Raw genomic sequence first — 25740 nt, 5'->3', positions numbered from 1 at the left:
TGACAAAAAAAATCTAATCACCGGTTTGTTAACGACGACCGGTGAGTTAAGAACTCATTTAAACACCCGGCAGCCAGCGATATATGGTTGCCCCTATTTTGGGAGCTGATGATATGCAGCAATATTCTGGTTTCGGGCTGCTGAAGCACAGTCTGAGTCATCACGAGAACTGGCAGCGTGTCTGGCGTAATCCTACGCCGAAGAAGAAGTACGATGTCATTATCATCGGTGGCGGCGGTCATGGTCTGGCTACTGCATACTATCTGGCGAAAGAACACGGTATCACCAACGTGGCGGTACTGGAAAAGGGGCATCTGGCTGGTGGTAACATTGCTCGTAACACCACTATCGTGCGTTCAAACTACCTGTGGGACGAGTCCGCTGCTCTGTACGAGCATTCCATGAAGTTGTGGGAAGGTCTGGCGCAGGAACTGAACTACAACGTGATGTTCTCCCAGCGTGGCGTATACCATACTTGTCACACGCTACAGGATATGCGTACCAACGAACGTCTGGTTGCCGCCAACAGGTTGCAGGGTATCGATAACGAAATGGTTGATGCCGAGCAGCTGCAGAAGGAGATTCCATCCCTCGACTGCTCCAAGGACGCACGTTACCCGATTATGGGTGCATCTGTGCAACGCCGTGCCGGTAACGCCCGTCACGATGCGGTGGCCTGGGGTTATGCCCGTGCAGCCGATGCTCTGGGTGTAGACCTGATCCAGAACTGCGAAGTAATGGATATGGAGATCAGTGACGGCAAGATTACGGGTGTCAAAACCAAGCAGTACGGTGTTCTCAAGGCTGACCGTGTAGGTTGTGTGGTAGCGGGTAACAGTGGCGTGCTGGCTAAGATGGCCGGTTTCGAACTGCCGGTTGAATCTCACCCGCTGCAGGCGCTGGTATCCGAACCGATCAAACCTTTCCTTGATACGGTTGTTATGTCTAACCATGTACACGGTTACATGAGTCAGTCGGACAAGGGTGACCTGGTAATTGGTGCCGGTATCGATGGTTGGGTTGGTTACGGCCAGCGTGGTTCCTACGGCATTATCGAGCATACGATTCAGGCCATTGTCGAGATGTTCCCGTGCACCAGTCGCGTGCGCATGAACCGTCAGTGGGGCGGTATTGTCGATGCTTGCCCTGATGCCAGTCCGGTTATTTCCGATACGCCTGTGAAGAACCTGTTCTTCAACTGTGGCTGGGGTACTGGCGGATTTAAGGGGACTCCGGGCTCCGGTAATCTGTTTGCGCATACGCTGGCACATGGCAAAGCACATCCGATTGCGGAACCTTTCTCTATGCAGCGCTTCCATACCGGTGCACTGATCGATGAACACGGCGCTGCCGGTGTAGCACATTAACAGGGGCTAATTAACATGTTTCATATCTACTGCCCGCACTGTGCGGAATATCGTGAAGAAGAAGAGTTTCACGGAGCTGGTCAGGCGCATATAGCGCGTCCACTGGATCCGGAAGCCTGCTCTGATAAAGAGTGGGGCGAATATCTGTTTTTCCGGAAGAACCCTCGTGGTCTTCACCATGAACTGTGGGTACACGCAGCCGGTTGTCGTAAATTCTTCAATATGACCCGCGACACCCAGACCTATGAAATTAAAGAAGTCTACAAGATTGGCGAGCAGCCATCTGTAGTGGCTGAGTAACAGGAGCGGAATAATGACACAACAGAACCGCCTCACCAGCGGAGGTCGGATTGACCGTTCCAAGCCGCTGACGTTTACCTATAACGGTAAGCAGTATAAAGGTTTCCAAGGCGATACGCTGGCATCTGCGATGCTGGCCAATGGTATCAATGTCGTTGGTCGTAGTTTTAAATACAGCCGTCCACGGGGCATTGTTGGCTGTGGCGCAGAAGAGCCGAATGCGGTGCTGCAGCTGGGCGCGACAGAAGCGACTCAGGTGCCTAACGTACGTGCAACTCAGCAAGAGTTGTTTGATGGCCTGGTATCTGCCTCAACCAATGGCTGGCCAAGTGTTGAAACCGACGTAATGGGCCTGATGGGTAAAGTCGGCGGCAATATGATGCCACCGGGCTTCTATTACAAAACCTTTATGTTTCCGCAGTCGATGTGGCACACCTACGAATCAGTGATCCGTAAGGCTGCAGGTCTGGGACGTGCACCCCGGGAAAGTGATCCAGATCGTTATGACTCAATTAATCAGCACTGTGATGTGATGATTGTTGGTGCGGGTCCTGCTGGTCTTGCAGCGGCACTGACGGCTGCCCGCGGTGGTGCCCGTGTTATTATTGCCGACGAGCAGAATGAGTTGGGTGGCAGCCTGCTGAATGGCAAAGAAACACTGGATGGCAAGCCCGCTGCTGAGTGGGTACGCGCTGTAGTGGAAGAGCTGAGCACCTATGAAGATGTGCTGATGTTGCCACGTTCAACAGTGAACGGCTATCACGATCATAACTTCCTCACGATTCATGAGCGTTGTACTGATCATCTGGCGGATATTGCGCCGGTCAATCAGGTACGTCAGCGGATGCATCGGGTTCGTGCCAAGTGGGTTGTTCTGGCGACCGGCGCTCATGAGCGTCCACTGGTTTACGCTAATAACGATGTGCCGGGCTGTATGGTGTCTGGTGCGGTGTCGGCTTACATCAACCGCTATGGTGTGGTACCGGGTAATGAGCTGGTGGTGATGACTACCAATGACTACGGCTATCAGGCCGCTCTGGACTGGGCTGATGCGGGTCGTAAGGTCGTAGCTATCGTAGATACCCGTGAAGCGGCGGTCGGTGACCGTACCGAAGCGGCGCGTGAGCGTGGTCTGAATATTATCTCCGGTTCTGCGGTGATTGAAGTACAGGGTAGCAAGCGGGTCAGCAGTGTCTCTGTGGCGGCGATCAGTGCCTCCGGATCTAAAGTGATCGGTTCTGTGACTAAGCTGAAAGCCGATACGGTTGCCTCTTCCGGTGGCTGGAGTCCGGTGATTCACCTGTCCTGCCATACCGGTAGTCGTCCAGTCTGGAACGATGAGATTGTTGGCTTCCTGCCGGGTAATACGGTACAGAAGCAGCTGACAGCTGGCGGCATCAATGGTCAGTATGAGACTGCTGCAGCCTTGAGAGAGGGGTTTGACGCGGGTCAGAAAGCGTTGGCTGAAGTGGGTCTGGCAGCTGCAGAGGTCGTTCTGCCGCAAGCGCAAATGCATAAAGTGGCTGCACCGATGAGTCTGTTCCACGTGCCTCATCTGAAGCCAACTTCACAGGCACCGAAGCAGTTTGTAGATTATCAGACCGATGTTACGGCTGCTGGTATCGAGATTGCGTGTCGTGAAGGCTTTGAAGCGATTGAGCACGTCAAGCGTTATACCGCGATGGGTTTTGGTACCGATCAGGGTAAGCTGGGTAATATCAATGGTATGGCGGTGGCAGCGAAAGCGCTGAACCAGTCTATTCCTGAGACCGGCACCACGGTTTTCCGGCCGAACTACACACCGATTGCATTCGGTGCGATCGCTGGCAGTAACTGCGGTGCATTGTTTGAGCCGAAACGTTTTACTGCGATGCACAAGTGGCATGTTGAGCAAGGTGCGGAGTTTGAGGATGTCGGTCAGTGGAAACGTCCGTGGTACTACCCGCAAGCAGGGGAAACCATGCAGCAGGCGCTTAATCGTGAATGTCTGGCGGTGCGAAATTCCATCGGTATTCTGGACGCCTCAACGCTGGGTAAGATCGATGTTCAGGGTAAAGATGCCCGTGAATTCCTGGGACGTGTCTACACTAATGCCTGGGCTAAGCTCGCGGTTGGTAAGTGTCGTTATGGCCTGATGTGTGGCGAAGACGGCATGGTGTTTGATGATGGTGTTACCGCCTGTCTGGGTGAGAATCACTTCGTTATGACGACCACGAGTGGCGGTGCAGCACGGGTGTATGAGTGGCTGGAAATCTACCATCAGACCGAGTGGCCTGAACTGGAAGTCTACTTCAACACCGTAACCGATCACTGGTCAACGGCGACAATTACCGGACCGAACAGTCGCAAGCTTCTGGCTGAGCTGACGGATGCTGATGTCAGCAATGAAAGCTTCAAGTACATGGACTGGAAACAGATCACCGTTGCTGGCGTACCTGCCCGGGTGTTCCGTATCTCCTTCACTGGTGAGCTGTCGTTCGAGATCAACGTACAGGCAAACTATGGTATGCATGTATGGGAGAAATTGCAGGAAGCGGGTGCTAAATATGGTCTGACTCCATATGGTACTGAAACAATGCATATTCTGCGGGCTGAAAAAGGTTTCATTATCGCGGGTCAGGACACCGATGGTTCGGTGCACCCTTACGATCTGGGTATGGGCTGGTGTGTATCCAACCAGAAGCCGTTCAGTTATATCGGTAAGCGCGGCATGAGCCGGGAAGATTGTACCCGTGAAAACCGTAAGCAGATGGTGGGTCTGAAAACCAAAGATCCTAAACAGGTGATTCCGGAAGGTTCTCAGGCGGTGCTTGATCCTAAGGCACCGGTTCCGATGCCGATAGAAGGTCATGTGACCTCCAGTTACTGGAGTGAAAACCTGGGCCACTCGATTGCGATGGGCTTTATTAAAGGCGGCCTGGATAAGATGGGTGAGACCGTTTACTACCCACTGGCTAATGGCACTGTGATTGAAGCTGAAATTTGCAGCCCGATCTTCTTTGATCCGAAAGGGGAGCGTCAAAATGTCTGATCTGAATGTAATGACTCCTGAAGAGAGCGCAGCCACTAAGGCGGCAGTGATGAATCAGGTTCCTGGTTCTGAGATTCAGGGGCAGTCTCCGCTGCACCACGCGGAGCTGGAAAGCCTGGCACAGCAAGGCCCAAAAACCGGCGGTGTCCATCTGCGCGAACTGAAGCTGCTGGGTCATCTGACCCTGCGCTGTAACTCAGCTAATGCTGATCAGCTGGCCGCCGTTGAGCGTGTGCTGGGTGTGGCGTTGCCACTTCAGCCGCTGACTTCGGCTGAGAAAGGTGGTTATTCGATTCGCTGGATGTCCCCGGACGAGTGGCTGATTCTGGTGCCAGGTCTGGAAACCTTCGAGATTGAAACGAAGTTCCGTGATGAGATGCCGGGTCACTACTCACTGGTTAACAGCAGTGGCGGTTCAACCGTGCTGGAAGTGTCAGGTGAAAAAGTGCTTGAGGTACTGAAGAAGTCGATGCCCGTGGACCTTCATCCGAAGGAGTTTCCTGTGGGTAAGGTGGTTTCGACTTTATTTGCCAAGAGTACTGCGACCATCCGTCGTACAGGTGAGCAGCGCTTTGAACTGATCATCCGTCGTTCGTTTGCGGATTACATCTGGCTTTGGTTGCAAGATGCCAGTCGCGAGTTTGGTCTGGTGATTGAAGCCTGATTTGAATGAACCTAAAGCCAGTCCCGTCAGGGGCTGGCTTTGTCCGTTTCTTCTGTTGAATCCTATACTGGATAAACACAGATCAGAGCAGGAGTCTTCTCATGACAAATATCACTAAACCCTGGATCTTCACTGCCAGTTGTCCGAGCAAGCTAGGTACGGTTGATGTGGTGACTCGCTACATGGCTGAGGCGGGTAACTATGTTGATGAGATTCACTCATTCGATGATCGGGTCTCTAAACGTTTTTTTATCCGCATTGAGTTTCAGCCGATGAAGGATGACTTTACTGCGGCAAGATTCGATGCCGAATTTGCCCCGCGGGCGGCTGAGTTTGGAATGGAGTGGGATCTGACCGAGCCGGAGCATCGGCCGCGGGTCGCGATCCTGGTGTCTAAGTACGATCACTGTCTTAACGATCTGCTGTACCGCTACCGTACCGGTCAGCTGAATATTGAGGTGCCGGTCATTATCTCCAATCACCCGGATCTTGAGCATCTGGCTGAATGGCATGGCATTCCGTATTATCACCTGCCGATCACTCCGGAGACTAAGCCCTATCAGGAAGCGGAGATTGTTAAGCTGCTTGAGCAATACGATATCGAGTTGGTGGTATTAGCCCGCTATATGCAGGTACTGTCACCCTGGATGTGTAATGAGCTGAACGGTAAGGCAATCAACATTCACCACTCACTGCTGCCGGGCTTTAAGGGTGCGCGACCCTATCATCAGGCCTGGGAAAAAGGCGTGAAGATGGTCGGAGCAACCGCTCACTATGTGAATAATGATCTGGATGAAGGGCCGATTATTACTCAGGGCATCCAGACTGTTGATCACGCATTTTATCCTGAAGATCTGATCTCTAAGGGGCAGGATGTGGAGCGGGTTACCCTGTTTAATGCAATCCGCTATCACATTGAGAAACGCGTGTTTCTCAGTGGCGGGCGTACGGTAGTTTTTTCCAGCTGATAATACCTTTTTATCGCTGTTTACGTTTTCCAGCATACTGGAAAACGTATCTTTTTCGAGGACAGTTAGGATTATCTCTTCCAGAGAGGTATGTAGTGTGTGGCTCATCCTGACTGACCTCTTTTTCTTTCAGCTTTGCTGTCGTGTGCCTGTAAAAACGCTATTAACCGTTTTAAGAAAATTTCAGGTCGTTAACTGGCATACAGCTACACTTATATAAGCCGATAATCGACTTTTCGAATTAATTTCAGCGCTCAGAATGCGCCGTGGAGACTCTATGTCTATCTCTGTTTTTGATCTTTTTAAAATAGGCGTCGGTCCGTCCAGCTCCCATACTGTTGGCCCTATGGTGGCGGCAGCAAATTTCGCCGAGCATCTGGCGCAACAGAATCTGGCACATATGGTTGCACAGATCCGGATCGATCTGTATGGCTCGCTGAGTGCCACAGGGGTGGGTCACGGTACTGATAATTCAATTATTGTTGGTTTGATGGGGGAGCGTCCCCATAGCATCGATCCGCAGATGATTTTACCAGCGGTTGATGCCGTGAAAGAGAGCGATAGCCTTAATCTGCTGGGGCAGTTTCCGATTGGATTTATCTGGCAGCGGGATATGAATCTGCTGGAGGAAAACCTTCCCTACCATCCCAACGCGATGCGTCTGAGTGCTTTCGGTGCCGATGATAACCTGTTGTATGACAATGTTTATTACTCCATTGGCGGCGGCTTTGTTATCGATGAAAGTGAAGCGACTGCGGATGCCCACTTGGTACCGCAGGTCGAGTTGCCCTATGAATTTAATAATGCCGTAGAGCTGCTGCGTTTGTGTGAAGAGAATAACTTCAGCGTCAGCCAGCTGATGATGGAGAATGAAAAGGTCTGGCGCACGGAGAAAGAGATTCGTGATGGCCTGATGGACATCTGGGCGGCGATGAAAGACTGTATTGCTACCGGGTTGCATAATGAGGGCACTCTGCCGGGAGGCTTGTTTGTTAAGCGCCGGGCGATGAGTCTGCATAAGTCACTGATCCGTTCAACCAAACCTAATATCATCAGCTCGACTCTCGGGGCGATGGATTGGGTCAATCTCTATGCGCTGGCGGTGAATGAAGAGAATGCAGCGGGTGGGCGGATGGTGACAGCCCCGACCAACGGCGCGGCCGGAATCATCCCTGCAGTATTGATGTATTACACCGAGTTTACCCCTAATTCTACTGAAGAAAACGTAGTGGATTTCATGTTGGCCGCTGCTGCCATCGGTGCGCTGTGTAAGAAAAATGCTTCAATCTCCGGGGCTGAAGTCGGTTGTCAGGGAGAGGTGGGTTCTGCTTGTGCTATGGCGGCTGCGGGTCTGTGTGAAGTGCTGGGTGGTACCCCTGAACAGGTTGAAAATGCGGCTGAGATCGGCCTTGAACATAACCTGGGGCTGACCTGTGATCCGGTGGGTGGTCTGGTTCAGGTACCCTGTATCGAGCGCAACGCTATCGGTGCGATGAAAGCGATCAATGCCACGCAGATGGCGCTACGGGGTGACGGTAAACACTTTATTTCACTGGATAAGGTGATCAGAACCATGCGCGATACCGGCATGGATATGCAGGATAAATATAAAGAGACCTCTCGTGGAGGGCTGGCCGTAAACGCGATTGAATGTTGATCTCTGGCACAGGCAATGCATTTCCATAATGGTTTAACACTTCCATGCTATACTTTATTCGGTTAAAGTTAGTCTTTGAGAATGAACCTTTCTGGATGTAAGTGTTTGATTTTTGTCGGAATTAAACAAGCGGGCGCTAGTGATTAGCGCCTGCTAATAATCGGATTCTGATACCCATTAACGCCTGCTTAAGTAACGCAACGGACGCGGAGCGGGCTCAGGTTTACTTATGATGAATGGAGTTAATGGTGGCCAGTCGCGGGCTATCGGTTTTCTGCTGTTAAACAATTTCACCATGATCTCGCTGGCCTCGGCGATTGAAGCACTGCGGATGGCCAATCAGCTTAGCGGTGAGGAACTGTATTACTGGTATACCCTGTCCATAGATGGTCAGCCGGTCAGTGCCAGTGACGGCATTACAATCACCCCGGATGCCGGTTTCGATAACTGTCCTGAGCTGGACACTGTGATCGTGGCCGGTGGCCTGAATATCACTAAAGTTTACAATCGTACCCATATCAACTGGTTGCAAGAGCGGGAGCGGAAAGGCTGTAAAATAGGAGCAATCTGTACCGGTGCTTACCTGTTAGCCGCAGCAGGCCTTCTTGATGGCTATGAGTGCAGTACCCACTGGGAGTATCTGGCTGCCCTGCAGGAAGCGTTTCCCCGGGTAAAGTGCTCCAATCGCCTGTTCAGCTTTGATCGCAATCGTTTGACCTGCACCGGTGGTACCGTGCCTCTCGATATGATGCTCAACCTGATTAAACTTGAACATGGTTATCAGCTTTCTGCTGCCATCTCCGAGATGTTTATCTGTGATCGTATTCGTGATGAAAGCGATCAGCAGAAAGTACCGATGCGTCATGTCTTAGGGACTACCCAGCCAAAACTGCTGGAGATCGTGGCATTGATGGAAGCCAATATCGAAGAAGTGATCGAGATGGATGAGCTGGCCCGCTATGTAGATCTGTCCCGGCGACAGATGGAGCGGTTGTTTCAGAAATACCTTGATTGTTCGCCCTCGCGCTACTATCTCAGACTGCGGTTGCTCCGGGCGCGGCAGTTACTCAAGCAGACCTCGATGTCGATTATCGATATCGCCGCGGCCTGTGGTTTTGTCTCCAGCCCCCACTTCAGCAAGTGCTATCGAGAACAGATGGGTATCCCGCCCCGGGATGAACGACTGGCGCCACTGCTGGGTGATGAAGTGGAACCGTTTGAGGTGGAGACTATGCAGCTGCTGCAGGATACTCAACCAAAACCGACGGGAAAAGACTTTGTTTCCAGTGAAGCGTTTAGCGAGGCCAAAACAGAGTCTACCTTTGGCTCGGTTCATCTGAAGGGAAAGCGGGATAAATAGAGGAGGTATCGCTGACTGCAACTTCCCCCCACCTTAATTCATAAGGCATAAACCAGCCCGAAGTTTTCCTCCCCGATGATGGTTGTGTGGACTGTTGTGAACATGCCGTGCAGAGTATTCTCCGTTTAACCTGCTCCTCTTTGTGGGAGAACAGAGAAATCTTCAGGGTGATGAATTTGTCTCGTTTTCAGGAATACTGCCCATTTTGAGTGATTTTTTGCATAGGGGCATTTATCGATAAATGAGGTTTAAATTTGAAAATCAATGCTGAGTCAATCCAAGCGGTTATTGCGGGCGTGATTGCCTTGTAAGGGAGGTGTTATGCCTTTTCTCCAGTTCTCCGTGCTCCGGTCGCTGTTCAGCTCTGGAGTGATCAGACCGATCCGGAAATCCTGTTACCGATGTCGGCTTTATTGTGATGGGCGGTCGCTTTTTGTCTGCTTTAGAGTGCATAGACAGTGTAAATGGGGTCTTTTATTCGTTGATTCCTTCACCTCTGAGCAATAGCGACATAGGCGTGTTGTCCTGTACGAAAGAGGGATCGGGAACTCTCTTTAAAGATCTGGATGATAAAAAAAATCCCCCACCCATCTACAGCAATGTCTGTTGCTTTTTAGCCTCTGTCATTCAGGCAATAATCGGTACCTGTGCTCTATTTCATTCTGAACGTTAGCCGATCATGTGTATGACTCTCGTGGATCACGCTCGCAATAGCGTCAGGGCAGGCAATACTGGCGTTGCAGCCTGTTGATTTCGAGTATTAACTCTGTATTGTTAGGTGTCTTGTAGTATCAGCAGAGACACCTTGCTAACCGGTTCTGAATTCATTCGCAAGCGACCTGCAGAAGGTGTTTTGGGGGTTGCTGCTAACCTGTAAGAATTTCCGTTGTACTGTGGTTGGTATAGAGATGTTTCGCTATTTTGGCTTTGGATCCAACATGAATATGACCTCTCTGCGGGCGAAGGGGGTTATACCTTTTGCATCAAGGCGAGCGGTTTTGCAGGGTTGGCGCTTGCGCTTCAACGTACAGCATTTCTTTCGCCATGAGGGTGGGGTCGGTAATATAGAGCGAACTGACAATCCGGCTGATAAGGTGCTGGGTGTTCTGTATGATTGCCCGGATGAAGCGCTCCCCTCACTGGATGCCATGGAGGCTTATGGCCATGGTTATGACCGTATTACCGTTAACGTAGACGTTGATGATAAGGAGCAGGTGAGTGCGCTTACGTATATCGGTATGCCTGAGTTTATCGATGATGCGTGTCTGCCAACCCAACGCTATCTTAACCTGTTGATCGAGGGTGCGCGTTCGGCTGATTTAGCGTCAGAATTTGTATCTCACCTGACCGAACACCCGGTTCATCAGCCGGATGAGTATCCGCTTTTCAAACCTCCGGCGGGAGATTTTCCCAGGTTCGACGCCGCTGCACTCGCGAATCAGCCATTGTATACCGCACTGTATGGGGCTGTTTTTGATATGTCTGGAGCCCGGCCATTACATGACTACCTGAAGATTTTTTTTGGCGGAAGAGATATGACCCTGTTCCATATCAAACGGCTTGATAGCAGTGACGGTAATGAAACTCTTGAGGATATTTGTCACGGCCGGATTAATGATGCCCAACGACACTACCTTAATTGCTATCTGAATGAGTATGCCAGAGAGTATCGTTACGTGGGCCATTTCGACTACAACTCAAACTGTAACAGCAACCTTACACCGAGAAAGGAATAGAGTAATGGATCAGTTTCCAGAGGTACTTGCACATGGTGCCATTGAAGAAGTATTTCCTGATATCTTTTTTGTCCGCGGCGCGATGGAAACCGTTCTTCAGGGCATGGATTGGCAATTCAGCCGTAATATGACGGTGGTGCGTGACGCTGAGCGCTTAATCATTATTAACAGCGTGCGCCTGAGCGATGACGGACTCGCTGAACTGGATAAGCTGGGGCGCGTCACCGATGTGGTCCGCCTGGGCTGTTTGCATGGACGGGACGATCAGTTCTATGTGGATCGCTATAATGCGGATTACTGGGCGCTGCCTGGGGTGGGGCAGGAGGACGGTTCGAAGGCGAGTGATCAGAAGGCGGTTCGGACACTTACCGAGGATGGTGCGTTACCTATTTCAGATGCGTCTCTGTTTCAGTTCCGCACGACTCAGATGCCCGAAGGGATTCTCCGCATTGATCGTGCCGGGGGGATTCTGATTGCGTGCGATGCATTACAAAACTGGCTGGCACCAGATGAGTATTTTTCTGATGCTTCACGAGAGCTGATGCAACAGATGGAGTTCTTTACCCCGGCGAATCTGGGCCCGGTCTGGCTGCAGGCCGCTACGCCCGCGGGTGAAGATTTTGCGCGCCTGAAAGCGTTATCATTCAGGCATGCCTTATGCGGCCATGGAGACCCTCTGCACGACACCGCCTATGAGGATTATCACGCCACGTTTAATCGTATCTTCGGTGTCTGAGCGGCGGGTAGGAGAGCTGACGTGAAAGAGCCTTTACCACAACTCCCGGACTATAAACCTGAGTCGCTAATATACCGTGCGGATGGACGCGCGGTTTATCGTGGCCGAAACACTGAAACGGGCGCTGTGGTAGCCATTGAAACCCTTGATGTCGAATTTCCGGACCGTCAGCAGGTGGCTGAAATTCGTCGTGAAGGTGAGATCGCGCAACGATTGATTGACGTTGACGGCGTGCGTAAGGTGCACGCCGTGATCCCCCATGGCAGTGGCAACCTTGCCCTGGTGTGTGAACTGTTTGAAAGTTCTCTCAAAGCGCTTCTTGCCCTCAGCGGAGGCCGTGGCTTGCCGCTGGTTGAGTTTCTCGAAATTGCGCTGAGTCTGGCGCACACACTGGGGGAGATTCATAGCCGGGATATTGTGCATAAGGCATTGACGCCTGGGAACGTGCTGTTTAACCCTGTCAACGGTGCGACAGGGCTGGCTGGCTTCGGTATTGCCTCCGAGCTGGATCAGGAGCGACAGGCTTTGCAAATGTCGCGTCAATTAGAGGGGCCGCTGCCTTATATCTCTCCAGAGCAGACAGGGCGAATGAATCGCGACCTGGATTACCGTTCTGATTATTACTCACTGGGTGTCCTGCTATTTGAATTGCTAACCGGCCAGCAGCCATTTCAGGCTGACAATGTGCTTGAATGGGTGCACAGTCATATCAGTCGTATACCCCCGGCGCCGCACGAAATTGATCCTGAGATACCCGAAGCCGTATCAGCCATTGTGCTGAAATTATTAGCTAAATGTCCCGAGGCTCGTTACCAGAGTGCCGGGGGGTTGATCCATGATCTGACCTATTGCGCTGACCGGCTTGCTGCGGGGCAGATGATCGACCTTTTCGAACTGGGCAAAAAAGAGGTCGTACAGAAATTTCTGGTGCCGCAAAAACTGTATGGCCGTGAATCTGAGCTTGGGCAGCTGTTTGAGTTGTTTGACGCCGTGGTGGCAGGTGGAAATGCGTTCTGTCTGGTTAAGGGCTATTCCGGGGTTGGTAAATCGTCATTGGTTAATGAGATTGACCAGCCGCTCGTGCGCGAGCGGGGCTTTTTTGTCCAGGGTAAGTTTGAACAGTTTCAGCGTGGAGAGGCGTATACGGCGCTTGCCGCCACGTATCGTAGTCTTGTGCAGCAGATCCTGGCAGAACCCGAGGCGCAACTCGCAGGGTGGCGTGAGCGTTTACTGGAAGCATTAGCAACGAATGCCGCGTTAGTCGTTAATCTGGTGCCTGAGCTGGCGCTGATTATCGGGCCACAACCGGCTGTTGCCGAACTTCCTCCTGCCGAGGCGCGAAACCGTTTGCAGATGGTACTGATCGCGTTTCTCCGTGTGTTTGCCAGCGATGGACACCCGGTGGTGTTATTCCTCGATGATCTGCAGTGGAGCGATGTACCGACCTTAGAGTTTTTACGCCGTCTGGTGACATCGAGAGAGCTGAGTCACTTGTTGCTGATAGGCGCGTACCGGAATCACGAGGTTGGTGCGGGTCACCCTCTGCGCCTGTTACTCGATGACCTGACCGGTCGGGAGAATATCCATCAACTGCACCTCGATCAGTTGGATCGTGCTTCTGTGAGGCATATGGTGTCTGATGCATTGTGCAGTAATGTGGAAGAAACCTGGCCATTGAGTGACATGCTCTATGATAAAGCTCAGGGTAATCCCTTCTTTACCAATGAACTATTGCGTCAACTGCATAAAGAGGGCGCAATCGTCGCAGACCCTGTCAGCGGAAGGTGGTGTTGGGATTTAGATACCGCCCGCTGGTCGGGTGTAAGCAGCGATGTTGTCGAGTTCATGGTCGACAATCTGCGCCGCTTTACGCCTGAGACACAGCGAGTCCTTCAGTTAGCTGCCTGTATTGGCGGGACGTTTGACCTGCATACACTCGCCGCAATTTATGAAGCCCCGATTGAAGCCGCTGCTGCGGCGCTACTGCCGGCGCTTAAACAACATACGGTGCAGCCGCTCAATAGCGATTATCGTCTGGTGGGGGAGGTTTCGGCCGTTGTTCCTGGCGAGTTGCTCGCGGTTAATCCCGTCTATAGATTCCAGCATGACCGTGTGCAGCAGGCTGCTTATGCGTTGATCGATCGGTCGCTGCTGCCGGAAGTTCATCTTTCGGTGGGGCGTTTGATGTTGCGTCACGTCGATAATCAGGTGCCCGATGAGAGACTGATTGATATTGTCGGTCATCTCAACGAAGGTCGGAGATTGATAAACTCAGCGGATGAGCAGCGTTTTCTTGCTGAGCTTAATTTACGTGCGGGTATACGTGCCAAGCACGCTTCCGCTTATGAAGCTGCACTTAAATATCTTCAGATCAGTGCAGAGCTCTTACCGGCAGCTCCCTGGAATAATGCCCCCCTGCTTATGCAGGCATTGGCGGAGGAAACTCAGCAGTGTGCTTATCTGACCGGGCGGGTAGATGAGGCGGATGAGTGGATTGAGGTTATGCTGGAAAACGCTCAGTCAGATCTGGAGCGCAGTAACATTCTTGCGATCCGCACCCGGCAATATGCAACCCTCGGGCGTATGGAAGATTCGATTCGTTCAGCCATACAGGGACTGACAATCCTTGGCGTCGAGTTTATTCAAAATCCCGGATTGAATGATATCGTGGAAGAGCGCAAAAGGGTTGAAGATAATCTGGGAGGTCGGGTTATTGCTGAGTTAGTGGATGCTCAGCCGGTTGATGACCCTGCTACGCTTATGGCCATGCGACTACTCATGGAAACGTTTGCCGCGGCATTCCTGTCTGGCAGTGGCAACCTGTTTCCATACCTTGTCATGAAGGCGGTTAATCTTTCTCTGCGTCATGGAAATTGCCCCGAAACCGCGTTTGCCTATGCAGCTTATGGAATGTTGTTGTGCGGCGAATATGATGAGCCTGAAGAGGGGTTTGAGTATGCAACAGCGGGTTTGGCGATTAACGAAAGTCTTGATGATCTGACGCTACGGGCCCGGGTTATCTATGTGTATGCGATGTTTGTATATCACTGGAGTAAGCCCTGGTCTGGTCTGACGTCCTTGTTTCGAAAAGGGATCGAAGCGGGCTATCAGTCCGGCGATCTGCTCTATCTCGCCTACAGTGCTCAGGATTGCGTGATTTGGGATCCCTCTATGGATCTGGAAACCGCCTATCGGTTACACGCAGATAATCTGGAGATCGTGCGTGAATGCGCCTATCAGGATTCGCTGGATTCCGGCACCTTGTTCTTACAGTTGCAGCGCAACTTATTGGGACTTACTGATGCGCCCTGCTCATTAAGTGATGATCAGTTTGACGAAACACAATGCCTTGAGGGGATGCGGCAACGACAGTTCATGACCGGTATTGCTAACTATCATATTTACAGTGTCGAGGTTTGCTCTCTTTACGGTGAATATGAGCGCGCTCTGGAGCACGTTCGGGCTCAGGATGAGCTGATAAAATCGGCTATGTCGCTGCCTCAACTGGTGCGTTTCTACATTACCGTGTTTCTGACCCTGTCAAGCTTGTATCCCGATATGGGGGCGGAGCAGCAGTCCGAAACCCGTGCCCGGCTTGAACGTGACCTTGCGCGAATGAAACGCTGGGCTGACAGTTGCGAGGCTAACTTCCGTCACCTGCAGAATTTAATGGAAGCCGAACTACAACGCCTGGATGGTGATCATGAGACGGCACTTGAGCGTTACGATATCGCCATTGATGCGGCTCGGGATAGTGGCTTTCTCCGGGATGAAGCCATCGCCTGTGAGCGTGCCGCGCGTCATCTTTTAGCGATTGGTCGCAGACGTTCTGCCGAGGGGTATTTGCGCGCTGCGCATCGGATATATGATCGCTGGGGGGCTCATCGTAAAGTCACTTTGCTGGAGCAGGAATTTTCGATATTACGTGAGCTTTCTCCTATAACGGGTGCTTCTTATAACAGAGGCGAGACTGGCGATCTCGATCTTGCCTCAGTCATGAAGGCATCCCGGGAAATCTCAGAAGAGATGATTCTCGATCGGCTATTGAAAAAGACGATGTCGATTCTGCTGGAAAATGCCGGTGGCCAGTGGGGCTGCTTAATTGTGAAACGAGAAGAAGGACTGGTCGTTGAGGCCGGTACGTTCTCTGATGGCGGCTTATCAACGGAGAGTATACCGGGTCGATCACTGGTACCGGACTCACTGGGGGCGAAGATTTTCCTGCCGGTAACGCTGATTAGTGAAGTATTGCACAGCGGTGAGGCAGTGGTGCTCCGCGATGCCGCCTCTGAGGGTTCATTCATGCAGGACCCTTACGTACTTGAGATACGGCCGGTATCTGTACTCTGCGTACCCATTTTACGCGAGCGATTCGAAGGCGTTTTGTATATTGAGAACAACCTTGCCAGTGGAGTTTTCACTTCAGGGAGGGTAGAGGTTATACGTCTTTTGACTGCTCAGGCATCGGTTGCCATTGAGAACGCACGTCTGTATGAGCAGATACAGGATTATTCCCGTACTCTGGAGGAGAAAGTCATCGAACGGACGGCCTGTCTGGAACAACTTAATCTTGAGCTGCAAGGGCTTGCGGATTGTGATGGCCTGACAGGTGTAGCTAACCGTCGCAAGGGTGATGCCTATCTGGTTGAAGCATGGAGGCGTATGCGGCGTGAAAAAAGGCCGTTGTCCGTTATTATGATTGACGTTGACCATTTCAAGGCATTCAACGATGGCTATGGACATCAGGCTGGTGATGACTGTCTGGTTGCTGTGGCTGCAACGGTTCGGGACACGTTATTCCGTCCGGCCGATCTGGTTGCCCGTTATGGCGGAGAAGAGTTCATGCTTATTTTACCCGATACGGATGTCGAAGGCGTGGCCAAAGTCGGGGAGAGTGTCCGACAAGCGGTGCAGGATATGGCGATTAATCATGAGCATTCCTCCGCGGGTTCCGTGGTTACGGTGAGTGTTGGAGTCGCCACGGTTGTGCCTGAAACAATCGGCGGAGCGGAACACTTGCTACGTGAAGCGGATATTGCCCTTTATCGTGCCAAGCGAATGGGACGTAACCAGGTACATGCGGCGCCTGAGTTTATGGCAATGAATTAGCGACCCGGCTGTTGTTCATCGGGTTTTGCTGATATTTTTTTTAGCGCAAACAAAAGGGCCATGGATCTGACTGGCCCAGATACCCCGGATCTTTCTTTGTGACCCCGGTGTTCTCTGTGGTGAATCTTTAGTACCGCAGAGCGCACAAAGGGCAGCCTTGGTATAGATTCCGGTCAGAGCTATTGGCTTGTAGGCGCTGCATCCTGCAGCGATTCAACTCATTCCCCGCACCCGCCTCCCGCACATACTATCGCCTCTGCGCACGTTCCTTATTGATGAAGTGCCCGAGCGCATGTCAGCGCCCCTCCGTAGCGGGGTAATAGAAACAGGTTTCTTTCATCGTGCTCGGGTCGGGTAAAGAAATCCTGGAGCTTTCTCGGTAAGCGCGTCCTTCTTGGCGGTAAGTTTTTCAGGGTTCGAAAGGGCTTTTCCACATTGACTGCTAAGATATTACAGGGGTCGAAACGGGGGGCAGGTATAGCTCAGCGCAGAGGAGGCGCGGTATCAGGCGTATCTGAGCAGGGTATGCAGGAAAAAATTATCTGCCGTCGTCGCTTTTAGTAGTGTGCAAGTCGTTTCCAGCCCCCTTTGAGATCTCCCGAATAACTACACTGATCCTAATGATGAAAAGGTCTGATGTGGATCTTTTTGCCTGCGGGCCTGTGTACTTACCGGGTACCGTTAACTCTGATTCAGAAGGATATCTAGATGAACGCAGCTGATCTGCACAATGATGCCATCGTTATTGATGGTCTGATCTGCGCCAAATGGGAGCGCGCCCTGTTTGAAGATATGGCTAAAGGTGGTCTGACCGCCGCTAACTGTACCGTTGCATTCTGGGAAAACTTTGAAGGCACCGTGCGTAATATCGTTGAGATGAACGACCTGATCGAAGAGAGCAGTGATCTGCTGATCAAGGTGCGTACCACTGAAGATATTAAGCGGGCCAAGCGCGAAGGTAAGACCGGCGTGATGATGGGCTTTCAGAACGCTAATCCGTTTGAAGACCAGATCGGCTACGTTAAGGTATTTAAAGACCTTGGCGTAGGCATTGTACAGATGTGTTACAACACCCAGAACCTGGTGGGTACCGGTTGTTATGAGCGTGATGGCGGTCTGTCAGGCTTCGGTCGTGAGATTGTTGCAGAGATGAACAAGCACGGTCTGCTGTGTGATCTGTCTCACGTCGGCCCGAACACCGCTAAAGAGGTGATCGATGAATCTAAGCAGCGGGTGTGTTACTCCCACTGTCTGCCAGCAGGTCTGAAAGAGCATCCCCGTAATCGTACCGATGAAGAACTGAAGTATATCGCTGATAAGGGCGGTTTTGTTGGTGTCACCATGTTTACGCCATTTCTGCGTGCCGGTGTTAACGCCACCATCGATGATTATGTAGAAGCAATTCAATACGTTTACAACATCGTCGGTGAAGATGCGATCGGTATCGGTACAGACTTTACTCAGGGGCATGGTCATGACTTCTTTGAGTATCTGACCCACGATAAGGGTTATGCCCGTCGCCTGACTCGCTTTGGCGAGATCGTTAACCCTAAGGGGATCCGTACGGTAGGCGAGTTCCCGAACCTGACCGAAGCGCTGTTGCGTCATGGTTTTTCTGAAACTCAGGTGCGCAAAATTATGGGCGATAACTGGGTGACTTTGTTGAAGGATGTCTGGGGCGAATAATCGGCTAAACGGTTAGCTACTATACTGGTAGCGCTTTAGGTAAATAAGAATAGTAATAATTCTATAGAGAATTTTGAGGTAGAGACAATGGGTGTACATGCGCCAGAAATGCCAATTGAAGTAAATGATGAAACCGGAGTATGGACTACCGATGCGTTGCCGATGCTGTATGTGCCGCGTCATTTCTTTGTCAATAACCATATGGGGATTGAAGAGGAAATCGGGGCTGAGCGTTATGCTGAAATTCTCTATAAAGCAGGTTATAAGTCAGCTCATTACTGGTGTGAAAAAGAAGCTGCTGAGCATGGGATCTCCGGTAAAGATGTCTGGGATCACTATATGAAGCGTCTGTCTCAGCGTGGCTGGGGATTCTTTATTACTGAAGAGCTGGATATCGAAGCCGGTACTGCGAAGGTGCGGTTGGAAAATTCTGCGTTTGTTTATCAGTATGGTCAGGTAAACCGTAAAGTGGATTACATGTTTACCGGCTGGTTTGCCGGAGCGATGGATCAGATTGCCGAGAGTCTCGGTTATGCGGTGCGCACCAAAGCGGAACAGACTCAATGTGCTGCTGAAGAAGGCTGTGACGTGGGCTACTTTGAAGTGACTCCGCTGTAAGCATTTTTATAATAAATTTAAATATCGGCAGAGAAGATCGTCTTAAAACAATGCAGTTTTAAACGATCTCTCCCATTTATAATGTATCGGGGTGAGAAACTATGTCCCAGTTTGATGTTCTGTTTGAGCCGCTTAAGATTAACAATCTGACAATTCGTAACCGTGTTGTCAGTACAGCTCACGCCGAGGTCTATGCGACCGATGGCGGTATGACTACTGATCGCTATGTTAAATACTATGAGGAAAAAGCCAAGGGTGGCTGTGGCCTCTGTATCTGTGGCGGTTCCAGTGTAGTATCCATCGACAGTCCACAAAGCTGGTGGAGTTCTGTAAACCTGTCTACTGACCGTATTATCCCGCACTTCCAGAATCTGGCGGATGCGGTGCATAAGCACGGCGGCAAGATCATGATTCAGATCACCCATATGGGACGTCGTTCCCGCTGGGACGGTGAAAACTGGCCGAACCTGATGTCTCCGTCTGGTATCCGTGAGCCGGTTCACCGCGCTACCTGTAAAACCATTGAAGAAGAAGAAATCTGGCGTGTTATCGGCGATTTCGCTCAGGCCGCGCGCCGGGCGAAAGAGGGTGGTCTTGACGGTGTTGAGCTGTCCGCGGTGCATCAGCATCTGGTCGATCAGTTCTGGTCTCCCCGGGTTAACAAGCGTACCGATCAGTGGGGCGGATCTTTTGAGAACCGTATGCGCTTCGGTATGGAAGTACTGAAAGCGGTACGTGCGGAAGTCGGCCGTGACTTTGTTGTCGGTATGCGTATTACCGGTGATGAGTTCCATCCGGATGGTCTGAATCATGACGATATGAAACAGATCGCCGCGTATTATGATGCCACTGGTGAGCTCGATTTCTTCGGCGTGGTCGGGTCTGGTTGTGATACCCATAACACCCTGGCGAACGTTATCCCGAATATGAGTTACCCGCCGGAGCCGTTCCTGCATCTGGCGGCGGGCATTAAAGAAGTTGTTTCTGTTCCGGTTATTCATGCCCAGAACATCAAGGATCCGAATCAGGCTAAACGTATTATTGAAGCCGGTTATGTGGATTTTGTCGGCATGACCCGCGCCCATATTGCTGATCCGCACATTATTGCCAAGATCAAAAATGATCAGGTAGATCAGATCCGTCAGTGTGTTGGCGCGAACTACTGTATCGACCGTCAGTATCAGGGTCTGGACGTGCTTTGTATCCAGAATGCTGCGACTTCCCGCGAATATATGGGGCTGCCGCACATCATTGAGAAAACCACTGGCCAGGTGCGTAAAGTAGTCGTTATTGGTGGTGGACCGGGTGGTCTGGAAGCGGCGCGTGTTGCTGCGGAGCGGGGTCACAATGTTGTTCTGGTCGAGCGAGCTGAAGAGCTGGGTGGCCAGATTACGCTGGCGGCTAAAGCGCCACAGCGTGATCAGATTGCCGGTATTACCCGTTGGCTGGCCATGGAGCTGGAACGTCTGGGTGTTGATATCCGTTTGGGTACCGAAGCTAATGAAGAGCTGGTGCGTGAGCTGAACCCTGATGTCTGTGTAATCGCTACCGGTGGTCGTCCGTTTATCGATCAGAACCCTGAATGGGGTGCTGAAGAAGGTCTGGTTATCTCTAGCTGGGATATTCTCAGTGGCAAGGTTGAACCGGGTAAGAACGTCCTGATCTACGACACCATCTGTGAATTCTCAGGTTTGTCGGCAGCGGATTATCTGGCAGCGAAAGGCTCACTGGTTGAGATCGTTACCGATGATATCAAGCCGGGTGTGGGTATCGGTGGTACTACCTTCCCAACCTATTATCGCTCTCTGTATGAGAAAGAGGTGATTATGACCTCTGACTTCCTGCTGGAAAAAGTTTACCGTGAAGGCGACAGCCTGGTTGCTGTACTGGAGAACGAATATACCGGTCAGCGTGAAGAGCGTGTGGTTGATCAGGTGGTGGTTGAAAACGGAACCCGTCCTAATGAGGAGCTGTTTTACGCGCTGAAAGGTGAGTCACGTAACAAAGGCCAGATCGACAACGAGGCGTTATTTGACATTAAACCGCAACCGGTGCTGAGTGAGTCCGGTGACGGCATGATTCTGTGGCGTCTGGGTGATTGCGTATCGCAGCGCAATGTTCATGCAGCGATGTATGATGCGCTGCGCCTATGTAAAGACCTATAAGGCGACTGCGCTTGGCAGGGTGGTATTAAAAGCTGCCGGGTGATCCTCACATAGCGCTGCTATGCTGCGGTCCCCCGTCAGCTTTTTCCTATCCCCGCCTGCGCTGGTAACGCTTTTGGTCTGCGCAAAGCCTGAAAACTATTAAGCACGGTGATGCCGGGCTGGTAAGAATAACAGGGCTGACTTAACAGCCCGATAGCTGTTTTTTGTTGGGGTACCCTATGAGTTTTGAGTGGTTACATCCTTTACTGATTGCGACAGCACTGGTGCTGGCGGTGATTGGTGCTGTACGCCGGGTTAATCTGTGGCGTGCCGGTAAACCGGATCAGATCAATCTGATCGCCGGTCTCATGGCTATGCCCGGACGTTATCTGCATGACCTGCATGATATTGTCGAGCGCGACAAATATATGTCCAGAACCCATGCTGCAACTGGCGGTGGTTTTGTTCTTTCTGCGTTGCTGGTTATTCTGGTGCATCTGCTGGGTATCGATAGCCAGATTCTGGCCTGGGCGCTGCTGGCTTCTCTGGCACTGATGTTTGTCGGTGCTCTGTTTGTATTTAAGCGTCGTCTTAATCCTCCAAGCCGGATCTCCAAAGGTCCGTGGATGCGTCTGCCAAAGAGTCTGCTGGCGTTTGCCGGTGCCTTCTTTGTGCTGACCCTGCCTGCTGCCGGTGTACTGCCTGAAGGCAGCGGTGGTGTGCTGTTGACCATTGTGCTCACCGCGCTGATTATCTGGGGAATGGGTGAACTGTTCTTCGGTATGACCTGGGGTGGTCCGATGAAGCACGCATTTGCCGGTGCGCTACATCTGGCTTTCCACCGTCGTCAGGAACGCTTCGGTGGCGGTCGTTCGACCGGTCTGAAGCCTGTTGATCTGTCTCTGGCTAAAGAGATCGGCGGTGTACTGGGCGTGGCGAAACCGACCGATTTCAAATGGAATCAACTGCTGGGCTTCGATGCCTGTGTTCAGTGTGGTAAATGTGAAGCGATGTGTCCGGCTTTTGCCGCGGGTCAGCCTCTGAATCCAAAGAAACTGATTCAGGATATGGTGGTGGGTCTTGCTGGCGGAACTGATGCTAACTATGCCGGTAGTCCTTACCCTGGTAAAGGCGTTGGTGAGGCTCAAGGCGGTCCGGATCATATTATTACCGATGGCCTGGTAGATCCTGAAACGCTCTGGTCCTGCACGACCTGTCGTGCCTGCGTTGAGGAGTGTCCGATGATGATTGAGCATGTGGATGCTATCGTCGATATGCGCCGTTATCTGACTATGGAGAGGGGCAACACTCCGAATAAAGGTGCTGAGGTGCTGGATAATATTATCGCCACCGATAACCCGAACGGCTATGCACCGGCCAGTCGTACTAACTGGGCGGCGGATCAGAACCTGCCATTGATGCGTGATGTTAAACAGGCAGAAGTGTTGTTCTGGGTTTCCGATGGTGCATTTGATATGCGTAGTCAGCGTATCCTGCGTGCCTTTGTAAAACTGTTGAAAGCGGCTAATGTTGATTTTGCCGTGCTGGGCGATGAAGAGCTGGACTGCGGCGATGTGGCCCGTCGTCTGGGGGATGATGCGACTTTCCAGAGTCTGGCAAAGCGTAATCTGGATGTGTTGTCGCAGTATAAGTTTAAGCGGATCGTCACTACCGATCCCCATGCTTATCACTGCCTGCGTAATGAATACGGTGACTTCGGTTCCGATGCCCTGAATGATGTGGAGGTGTTGCACCATACTACTTTCCTGAATCAACTGGTGCAGCAGGGTCAACTGAAGCTGAATGATTTTACCGGTGCGAAAGTGACTTATCATGATCCCTGTTATCTGGGACGTTACAACGGTGAGTATGAAGCGCCTCGTGAGCTGCTGCGCTCTATGGGCATTGAAATCGCTGAGATGGAACGTTCCGGCTTCCGTTCGCGCTGTTGTGGCGGCGGTGGCGGAGCACCGATCACCGATATTCCAGGTGAACGGCGTATCGCGGATATGCGAATGGAAGATGCTAACAGCACGGGTGCAGAATTAGTGGCGGTAGGCTGTCAGCAGTGTACAGCGATGCTTGAGGGTGTGGTTGAACCGCGTCCGGAGGTCAAAGATATTGCTGAGATTCTGGTAGATCAGCTCGTCGATCTGACCGCTGATGCGAAAGCAGGTCAATTGGCCCAGGAGGTGCACTGATGTCCGATCATAACTCACACGATGTGCTGCGCCGTGATCCCCGGGCCGAATGGATCGCCCGTAACCGTCTGCACCCGCTGCATGGCACTGTAGCCAGCAGTGAGACCGCAGAGGTGCGGGGGCCTAGCGGGCTGCTGCGTAAAAACCCGCACAAGGTTGGCTTTATCGGACCTAACGGTATTAAGCGGATTGATCGCCTGAAAGGCAATGCTGCTGCAACAGGTAAAGGTCGTCGCACTGGTGCCGCACAAGATGTTCAGCTGCCATTACATAAGGTTGAAAATCCAGACTTCTATATTGTTGTCGTACCGGATATGGTGGGCGGTCGTCTGACAGGTCACGATAAAGACGTGATCGGTCAGGCCCATAAGTTGGCTGCAGGTATTGAGGGCAATGGAGCAGTCCTGGCAGTGTGTTTTGGCCAGAGTAAAGAGGAGCATTTCGATACCGCTGGTGTTGATCGTCTGCTGTTGCTCGACGATGAGCTCTATGAGGGCTACTGTCCGGAACAGCGACTGGCGGCGCTGGTGCAGGTTGAGGCAGGCTATCAGCCGAAACACTGGCTCTTCCCGGACAGTGTTAATGGCGGCTCTGATCTGGGCTCCCGTTTGGCTGCGCGCATCAAAGAGCGTCCTGCAGTACAGGCCTGGCAGGTAGATAATCAAATATCAGTCTGTCGGGGTGCCGGTGGCACGACTGATATTACCCGCGCAACACCACGTTTGCTGATGCTGGCAGAAGAGTGTGCGGATCAGATTGATGAAACCCGTCATGAGGCGCTTTCGCTGGAACTGCCGGTTGTTCCGGCGGTGATTGCGCAGCTTCAGGATAAGGGCCAGGTGGCGGTTGATCCGAATGCGATCTCGCTGGCTGAGGCGGAGTTTATTCTCTCTGCCGGTAACGGTATCCATAACTGGGATCAGTTCCATGAGGCTGCTGCAGTGCTGGGTGCTACTGAGGGTGCCAGTCGGGTGGCGGTGGATGACGGCTTTATGCCGCGCTTCCGTCAGGTCGGTGCCACCGGTACCTGGGTTACCGCGCGGGTTTATCTGGCGGTGGGTATCTCCGGTGCGATTCAGCATATGCAGGGTATTGGTCAGTGCGACAAGGTAATCGCAATCAATACAGATGCCGGCTGTGACATGGTTAAACGTGCCGCGCTGAGTGTTATTGGGGACAGTGAGGAAATTCTCAGCGAACTGATACAGCGGGTGCAGGAATTCCGTACTCAGTCATCTGCAGGAGGTGATCAGGATGCAGCCTAATCAATTGGCTAATACGCTAAAAATAGTATCGCTGGTATCTGTGGGTAAACACCCACAATCCGGGCGTGTACGTCGGGCCGACCAGGACAGCCGTGCAGTTGAGCTGGGAATGAAGCTATCCTCTGATAATCTGGTTGTTCTGCATGCCGGTGATCCTCAGGAACAGGGATTGAGGAGTTATGCCGGTATGGGGCTTAAATCAATCCAGGTGCTCGAAATGGATCCGGCTGCTGATGCTGTAATGCCACTGGGTGAACACCTGCAGCGCTCGGGTGCAGAGATTGTGCTGACCGGCGTTCGGGCTGAGAGTGGTGAGTCATCCGGAATGGTGCCTTACCAGTTGGCGGAAACGCTCGGCTGGCCGATAGTGCCCCGGGTGGCTGATATTGTTTCGATTGAAGGCGGTGTTGCTGAAGTATTGCAGGCATTACCCCGTGGTCAGCGCCGTTCAGTTAAGGTGCGTTTACCGTTTATCGCCAGTGTTGATTCTGCGGCACAGGACGCTCGTCAGAGTGCGTTTGGTCCTGCCAGTCGCGCGGTGATGGAGGTGGAAGTGGTCAACGCTTCGACCGATGCTGTACGTCAGTCATGGGAAGAGGTTCCGGCCCGCAAGCGTCCTAAGCGTTTGAAAGTGGTTAAAGCCAAAACGGCGGCTGAGCGTTTTAAAGCGGCGACGGCCAAATCTCAGGGTGATGGCGGCAAAGTGATGAAAAATGAATCGGCAGCAGAGCAGGCTCAGGCGATCCTGGAACTGCTGAAAGAGGAGGGTGTACTGCGCTGATTTCTGACTGACCCTGGCGCAATTTTGTTTTTGATCAAAGTGGTGAAAATCGGTTTAAATCTGGTTTAATGTCGTTAATTGCATAGATTTTGCCGCTAAGAGTAGGTTTGAGGT

General features: G+C 52.0%; 16 protein-coding genes. All 16 read left to right on the top strand.

What is annotated here, in order from left to right:
* Positions 1–113: 113 nt before the first annotated feature.
* The gene (locus KDX31_12035; protein UTW02088.1) at positions 114–1367 is read left to right on the top strand and encodes a sarcosine oxidase subunit beta family protein; all 1254 of its coding nucleotides are present in this window, start codon (positions 114–116) and stop codon (positions 1365–1367) included.
* A gap of 15 nt (positions 1368–1382) precedes the next feature.
* A complete protein-coding gene (locus tag KDX31_12030) occupies positions 1383–1667 on the top strand; it encodes a sarcosine oxidase subunit delta (protein ID UTW02087.1) in 285 nt (94 codons plus the stop codon).
* A 13-nt stretch (positions 1668–1680) separates the two neighbouring features.
* The gene (locus KDX31_12025) at positions 1681–4698 is read left to right on the top strand and encodes a sarcosine oxidase subunit alpha family protein (protein UTW02086.1); all 3018 of its coding nucleotides are present in this window, start codon (positions 1681–1683) and stop codon (positions 4696–4698) included.
* Positions 4691–5362, top strand: coding sequence for a sarcosine oxidase subunit gamma family protein (gene soxG, locus KDX31_12020; GenBank protein ID UTW02085.1), 672 nt, complete (start codon positions 4691–4693; stop codon positions 5360–5362). The genes KDX31_12025 and soxG overlap by 8 nt, the downstream gene beginning before the upstream one ends.
* Positions 5363–5463: 101 nt before the next feature.
* Positions 5464–6330, top strand: a complete 867-nt coding sequence (purU, locus tag KDX31_12015) for a formyltetrahydrofolate deformylase (protein ID UTW02084.1) — start codon at positions 5464–5466, stop codon at positions 6328–6330.
* Positions 6331–6607: 277 nt separating this feature from the next.
* Positions 6608–7987 (top strand): L-serine ammonia-lyase, encoded by a 1380-nt coding sequence (locus KDX31_12010; protein ID UTW02083.1) that lies wholly within the window; start codon positions 6608–6610, stop codon positions 7985–7987.
* A 229-nt stretch (positions 7988–8216) separates the two neighbouring features.
* The gene (locus KDX31_12005; GenBank protein ID UTW02082.1) at positions 8217–9347 is read left to right on the top strand and encodes a GlxA family transcriptional regulator; all 1131 of its coding nucleotides are present in this window, start codon (positions 8217–8219) and stop codon (positions 9345–9347) included.
* Positions 9348–10255: 908 nt separating this feature from the next.
* Positions 10256–11083, top strand: a complete 828-nt coding sequence (locus KDX31_12000; protein ID UTW02081.1) for a gamma-glutamylcyclotransferase — start codon at positions 10256–10258, stop codon at positions 11081–11083.
* Positions 11084–11087: 4 nt separating this feature from the next.
* Entirely contained in the window at positions 11088–11819 is a 732-nt protein-coding gene (locus KDX31_11995; protein UTW02080.1) for a hypothetical protein, read from the top strand.
* Between the two features lie 21 nt (positions 11820–11840).
* Complete coding sequence (locus KDX31_11990; GenBank protein UTW02079.1) at positions 11841–16928, top strand: diguanylate cyclase; 5088 nt, start codon at positions 11841–11843, stop codon at positions 16926–16928.
* 708 nt (positions 16929–17636) lie between these two features.
* Complete coding sequence (locus KDX31_11985; GenBank protein ID UTW02078.1) at positions 17637–18614, top strand: dipeptidase; 978 nt, start codon at positions 17637–17639, stop codon at positions 18612–18614.
* Between the two features lie 87 nt (positions 18615–18701).
* Entirely contained in the window at positions 18702–19232 is a 531-nt protein-coding gene (locus tag KDX31_11980; GenBank protein ID UTW02077.1) for a 4-vinyl reductase, read from the top strand.
* Positions 19233–19333: 101 nt separating this feature from the next.
* Positions 19334–21397 carry a dimethylglycine demethylation protein DgcA gene (dgcA, locus tag KDX31_11975; protein UTW02076.1) on the top strand — a complete coding sequence of 688 codons (2064 nt, stop codon included), beginning with the start codon at positions 19334–19336 and terminating at the stop codon, positions 21395–21397.
* 221 nt (positions 21398–21618) lie between these two features.
* Positions 21619–23580 carry a (Fe-S)-binding protein gene (locus tag KDX31_11970; protein ID UTW02075.1) on the top strand — a complete coding sequence of 654 codons (1962 nt, stop codon included), beginning with the start codon at positions 21619–21621 and terminating at the stop codon, positions 23578–23580.
* Positions 23580–24845: an electron transfer flavoprotein subunit alpha/FixB family protein gene (locus tag KDX31_11965; GenBank protein UTW02074.1), complete on the top strand. Its 1266-nt coding sequence runs from the start codon at positions 23580–23582 to the stop codon at positions 24843–24845. The genes KDX31_11970 and KDX31_11965 overlap by 1 nt, the downstream gene beginning before the upstream one ends.
* Positions 24835–25626: an electron transfer flavoprotein subunit beta gene (locus KDX31_11960; protein UTW02073.1), complete on the top strand. Its 792-nt coding sequence runs from the start codon at positions 24835–24837 to the stop codon at positions 25624–25626. The genes KDX31_11965 and KDX31_11960 overlap by 11 nt, the downstream gene beginning before the upstream one ends.
* Positions 25627–25740: the final 114 nt, after the last annotated feature.

It is taken from the genome of Amphritea atlantica (assembly GCA_024397875.1).
GTDB classification, from domain to species: domain Bacteria; phylum Pseudomonadota; class Gammaproteobacteria; order Pseudomonadales; family Balneatricaceae; genus Amphritea; species Amphritea atlantica_B.
The sequence above is the reverse complement of the archived record's forward strand: the minus strand, read 5'-3'. Positions and strand labels throughout refer to the sequence as shown.

Excerpts from the sequence above, each read along its gene's own strand:
- KDX31_12035 (UTW02088.1), top strand. The coding sequence starts at position 114 with ATGCAGCAATATTCTGGTTTCGGGCTGCTGAAGCACAGTCTGAGTCAT.
- KDX31_12030 (UTW02087.1), top strand. The coding sequence starts at position 1,383 with ATGTTTCATATCTACTGCCCGCACTGTGCGGAATATCGTGAAGAAGAA.
- KDX31_12025 (UTW02086.1), top strand. The coding sequence starts at position 1,681 with ATGACACAACAGAACCGCCTCACCAGCGGAGGTCGGATTGACCGTTCC.
- soxG (UTW02085.1), top strand. The coding sequence starts at position 4,691 with ATGTCTGATCTGAATGTAATGACTCCTGAAGAGAGCGCAGCCACTAAG.
- purU (UTW02084.1), top strand. The coding sequence starts at position 5,464 with ATGACAAATATCACTAAACCCTGGATCTTCACTGCCAGTTGTCCGAGC.
- KDX31_12010 (UTW02083.1), top strand. The coding sequence starts at position 6,608 with ATGTCTATCTCTGTTTTTGATCTTTTTAAAATAGGCGTCGGTCCGTCC.
- KDX31_12005 (UTW02082.1), top strand. The coding sequence starts at position 8,217 with ATGATGAATGGAGTTAATGGTGGCCAGTCGCGGGCTATCGGTTTTCTG.
- KDX31_12000 (UTW02081.1), top strand. The coding sequence starts at position 10,256 with ATGTTTCGCTATTTTGGCTTTGGATCCAACATGAATATGACCTCTCTG.
- KDX31_11995 (UTW02080.1), top strand. The coding sequence starts at position 11,088 with ATGGATCAGTTTCCAGAGGTACTTGCACATGGTGCCATTGAAGAAGTA.
- KDX31_11985 (UTW02078.1), top strand. The coding sequence starts at position 17,637 with ATGAACGCAGCTGATCTGCACAATGATGCCATCGTTATTGATGGTCTG.
- KDX31_11980 (UTW02077.1), top strand. The coding sequence starts at position 18,702 with ATGGGTGTACATGCGCCAGAAATGCCAATTGAAGTAAATGATGAAACC.
- dgcA (UTW02076.1), top strand. The coding sequence starts at position 19,334 with ATGTCCCAGTTTGATGTTCTGTTTGAGCCGCTTAAGATTAACAATCTG.
- KDX31_11970 (UTW02075.1), top strand. The coding sequence starts at position 21,619 with ATGAGTTTTGAGTGGTTACATCCTTTACTGATTGCGACAGCACTGGTG.
- KDX31_11965 (UTW02074.1), top strand. The coding sequence starts at position 23,580 with ATGTCCGATCATAACTCACACGATGTGCTGCGCCGTGATCCCCGGGCC.
- KDX31_11960 (UTW02073.1), top strand. The coding sequence starts at position 24,835 with ATGCAGCCTAATCAATTGGCTAATACGCTAAAAATAGTATCGCTGGTA.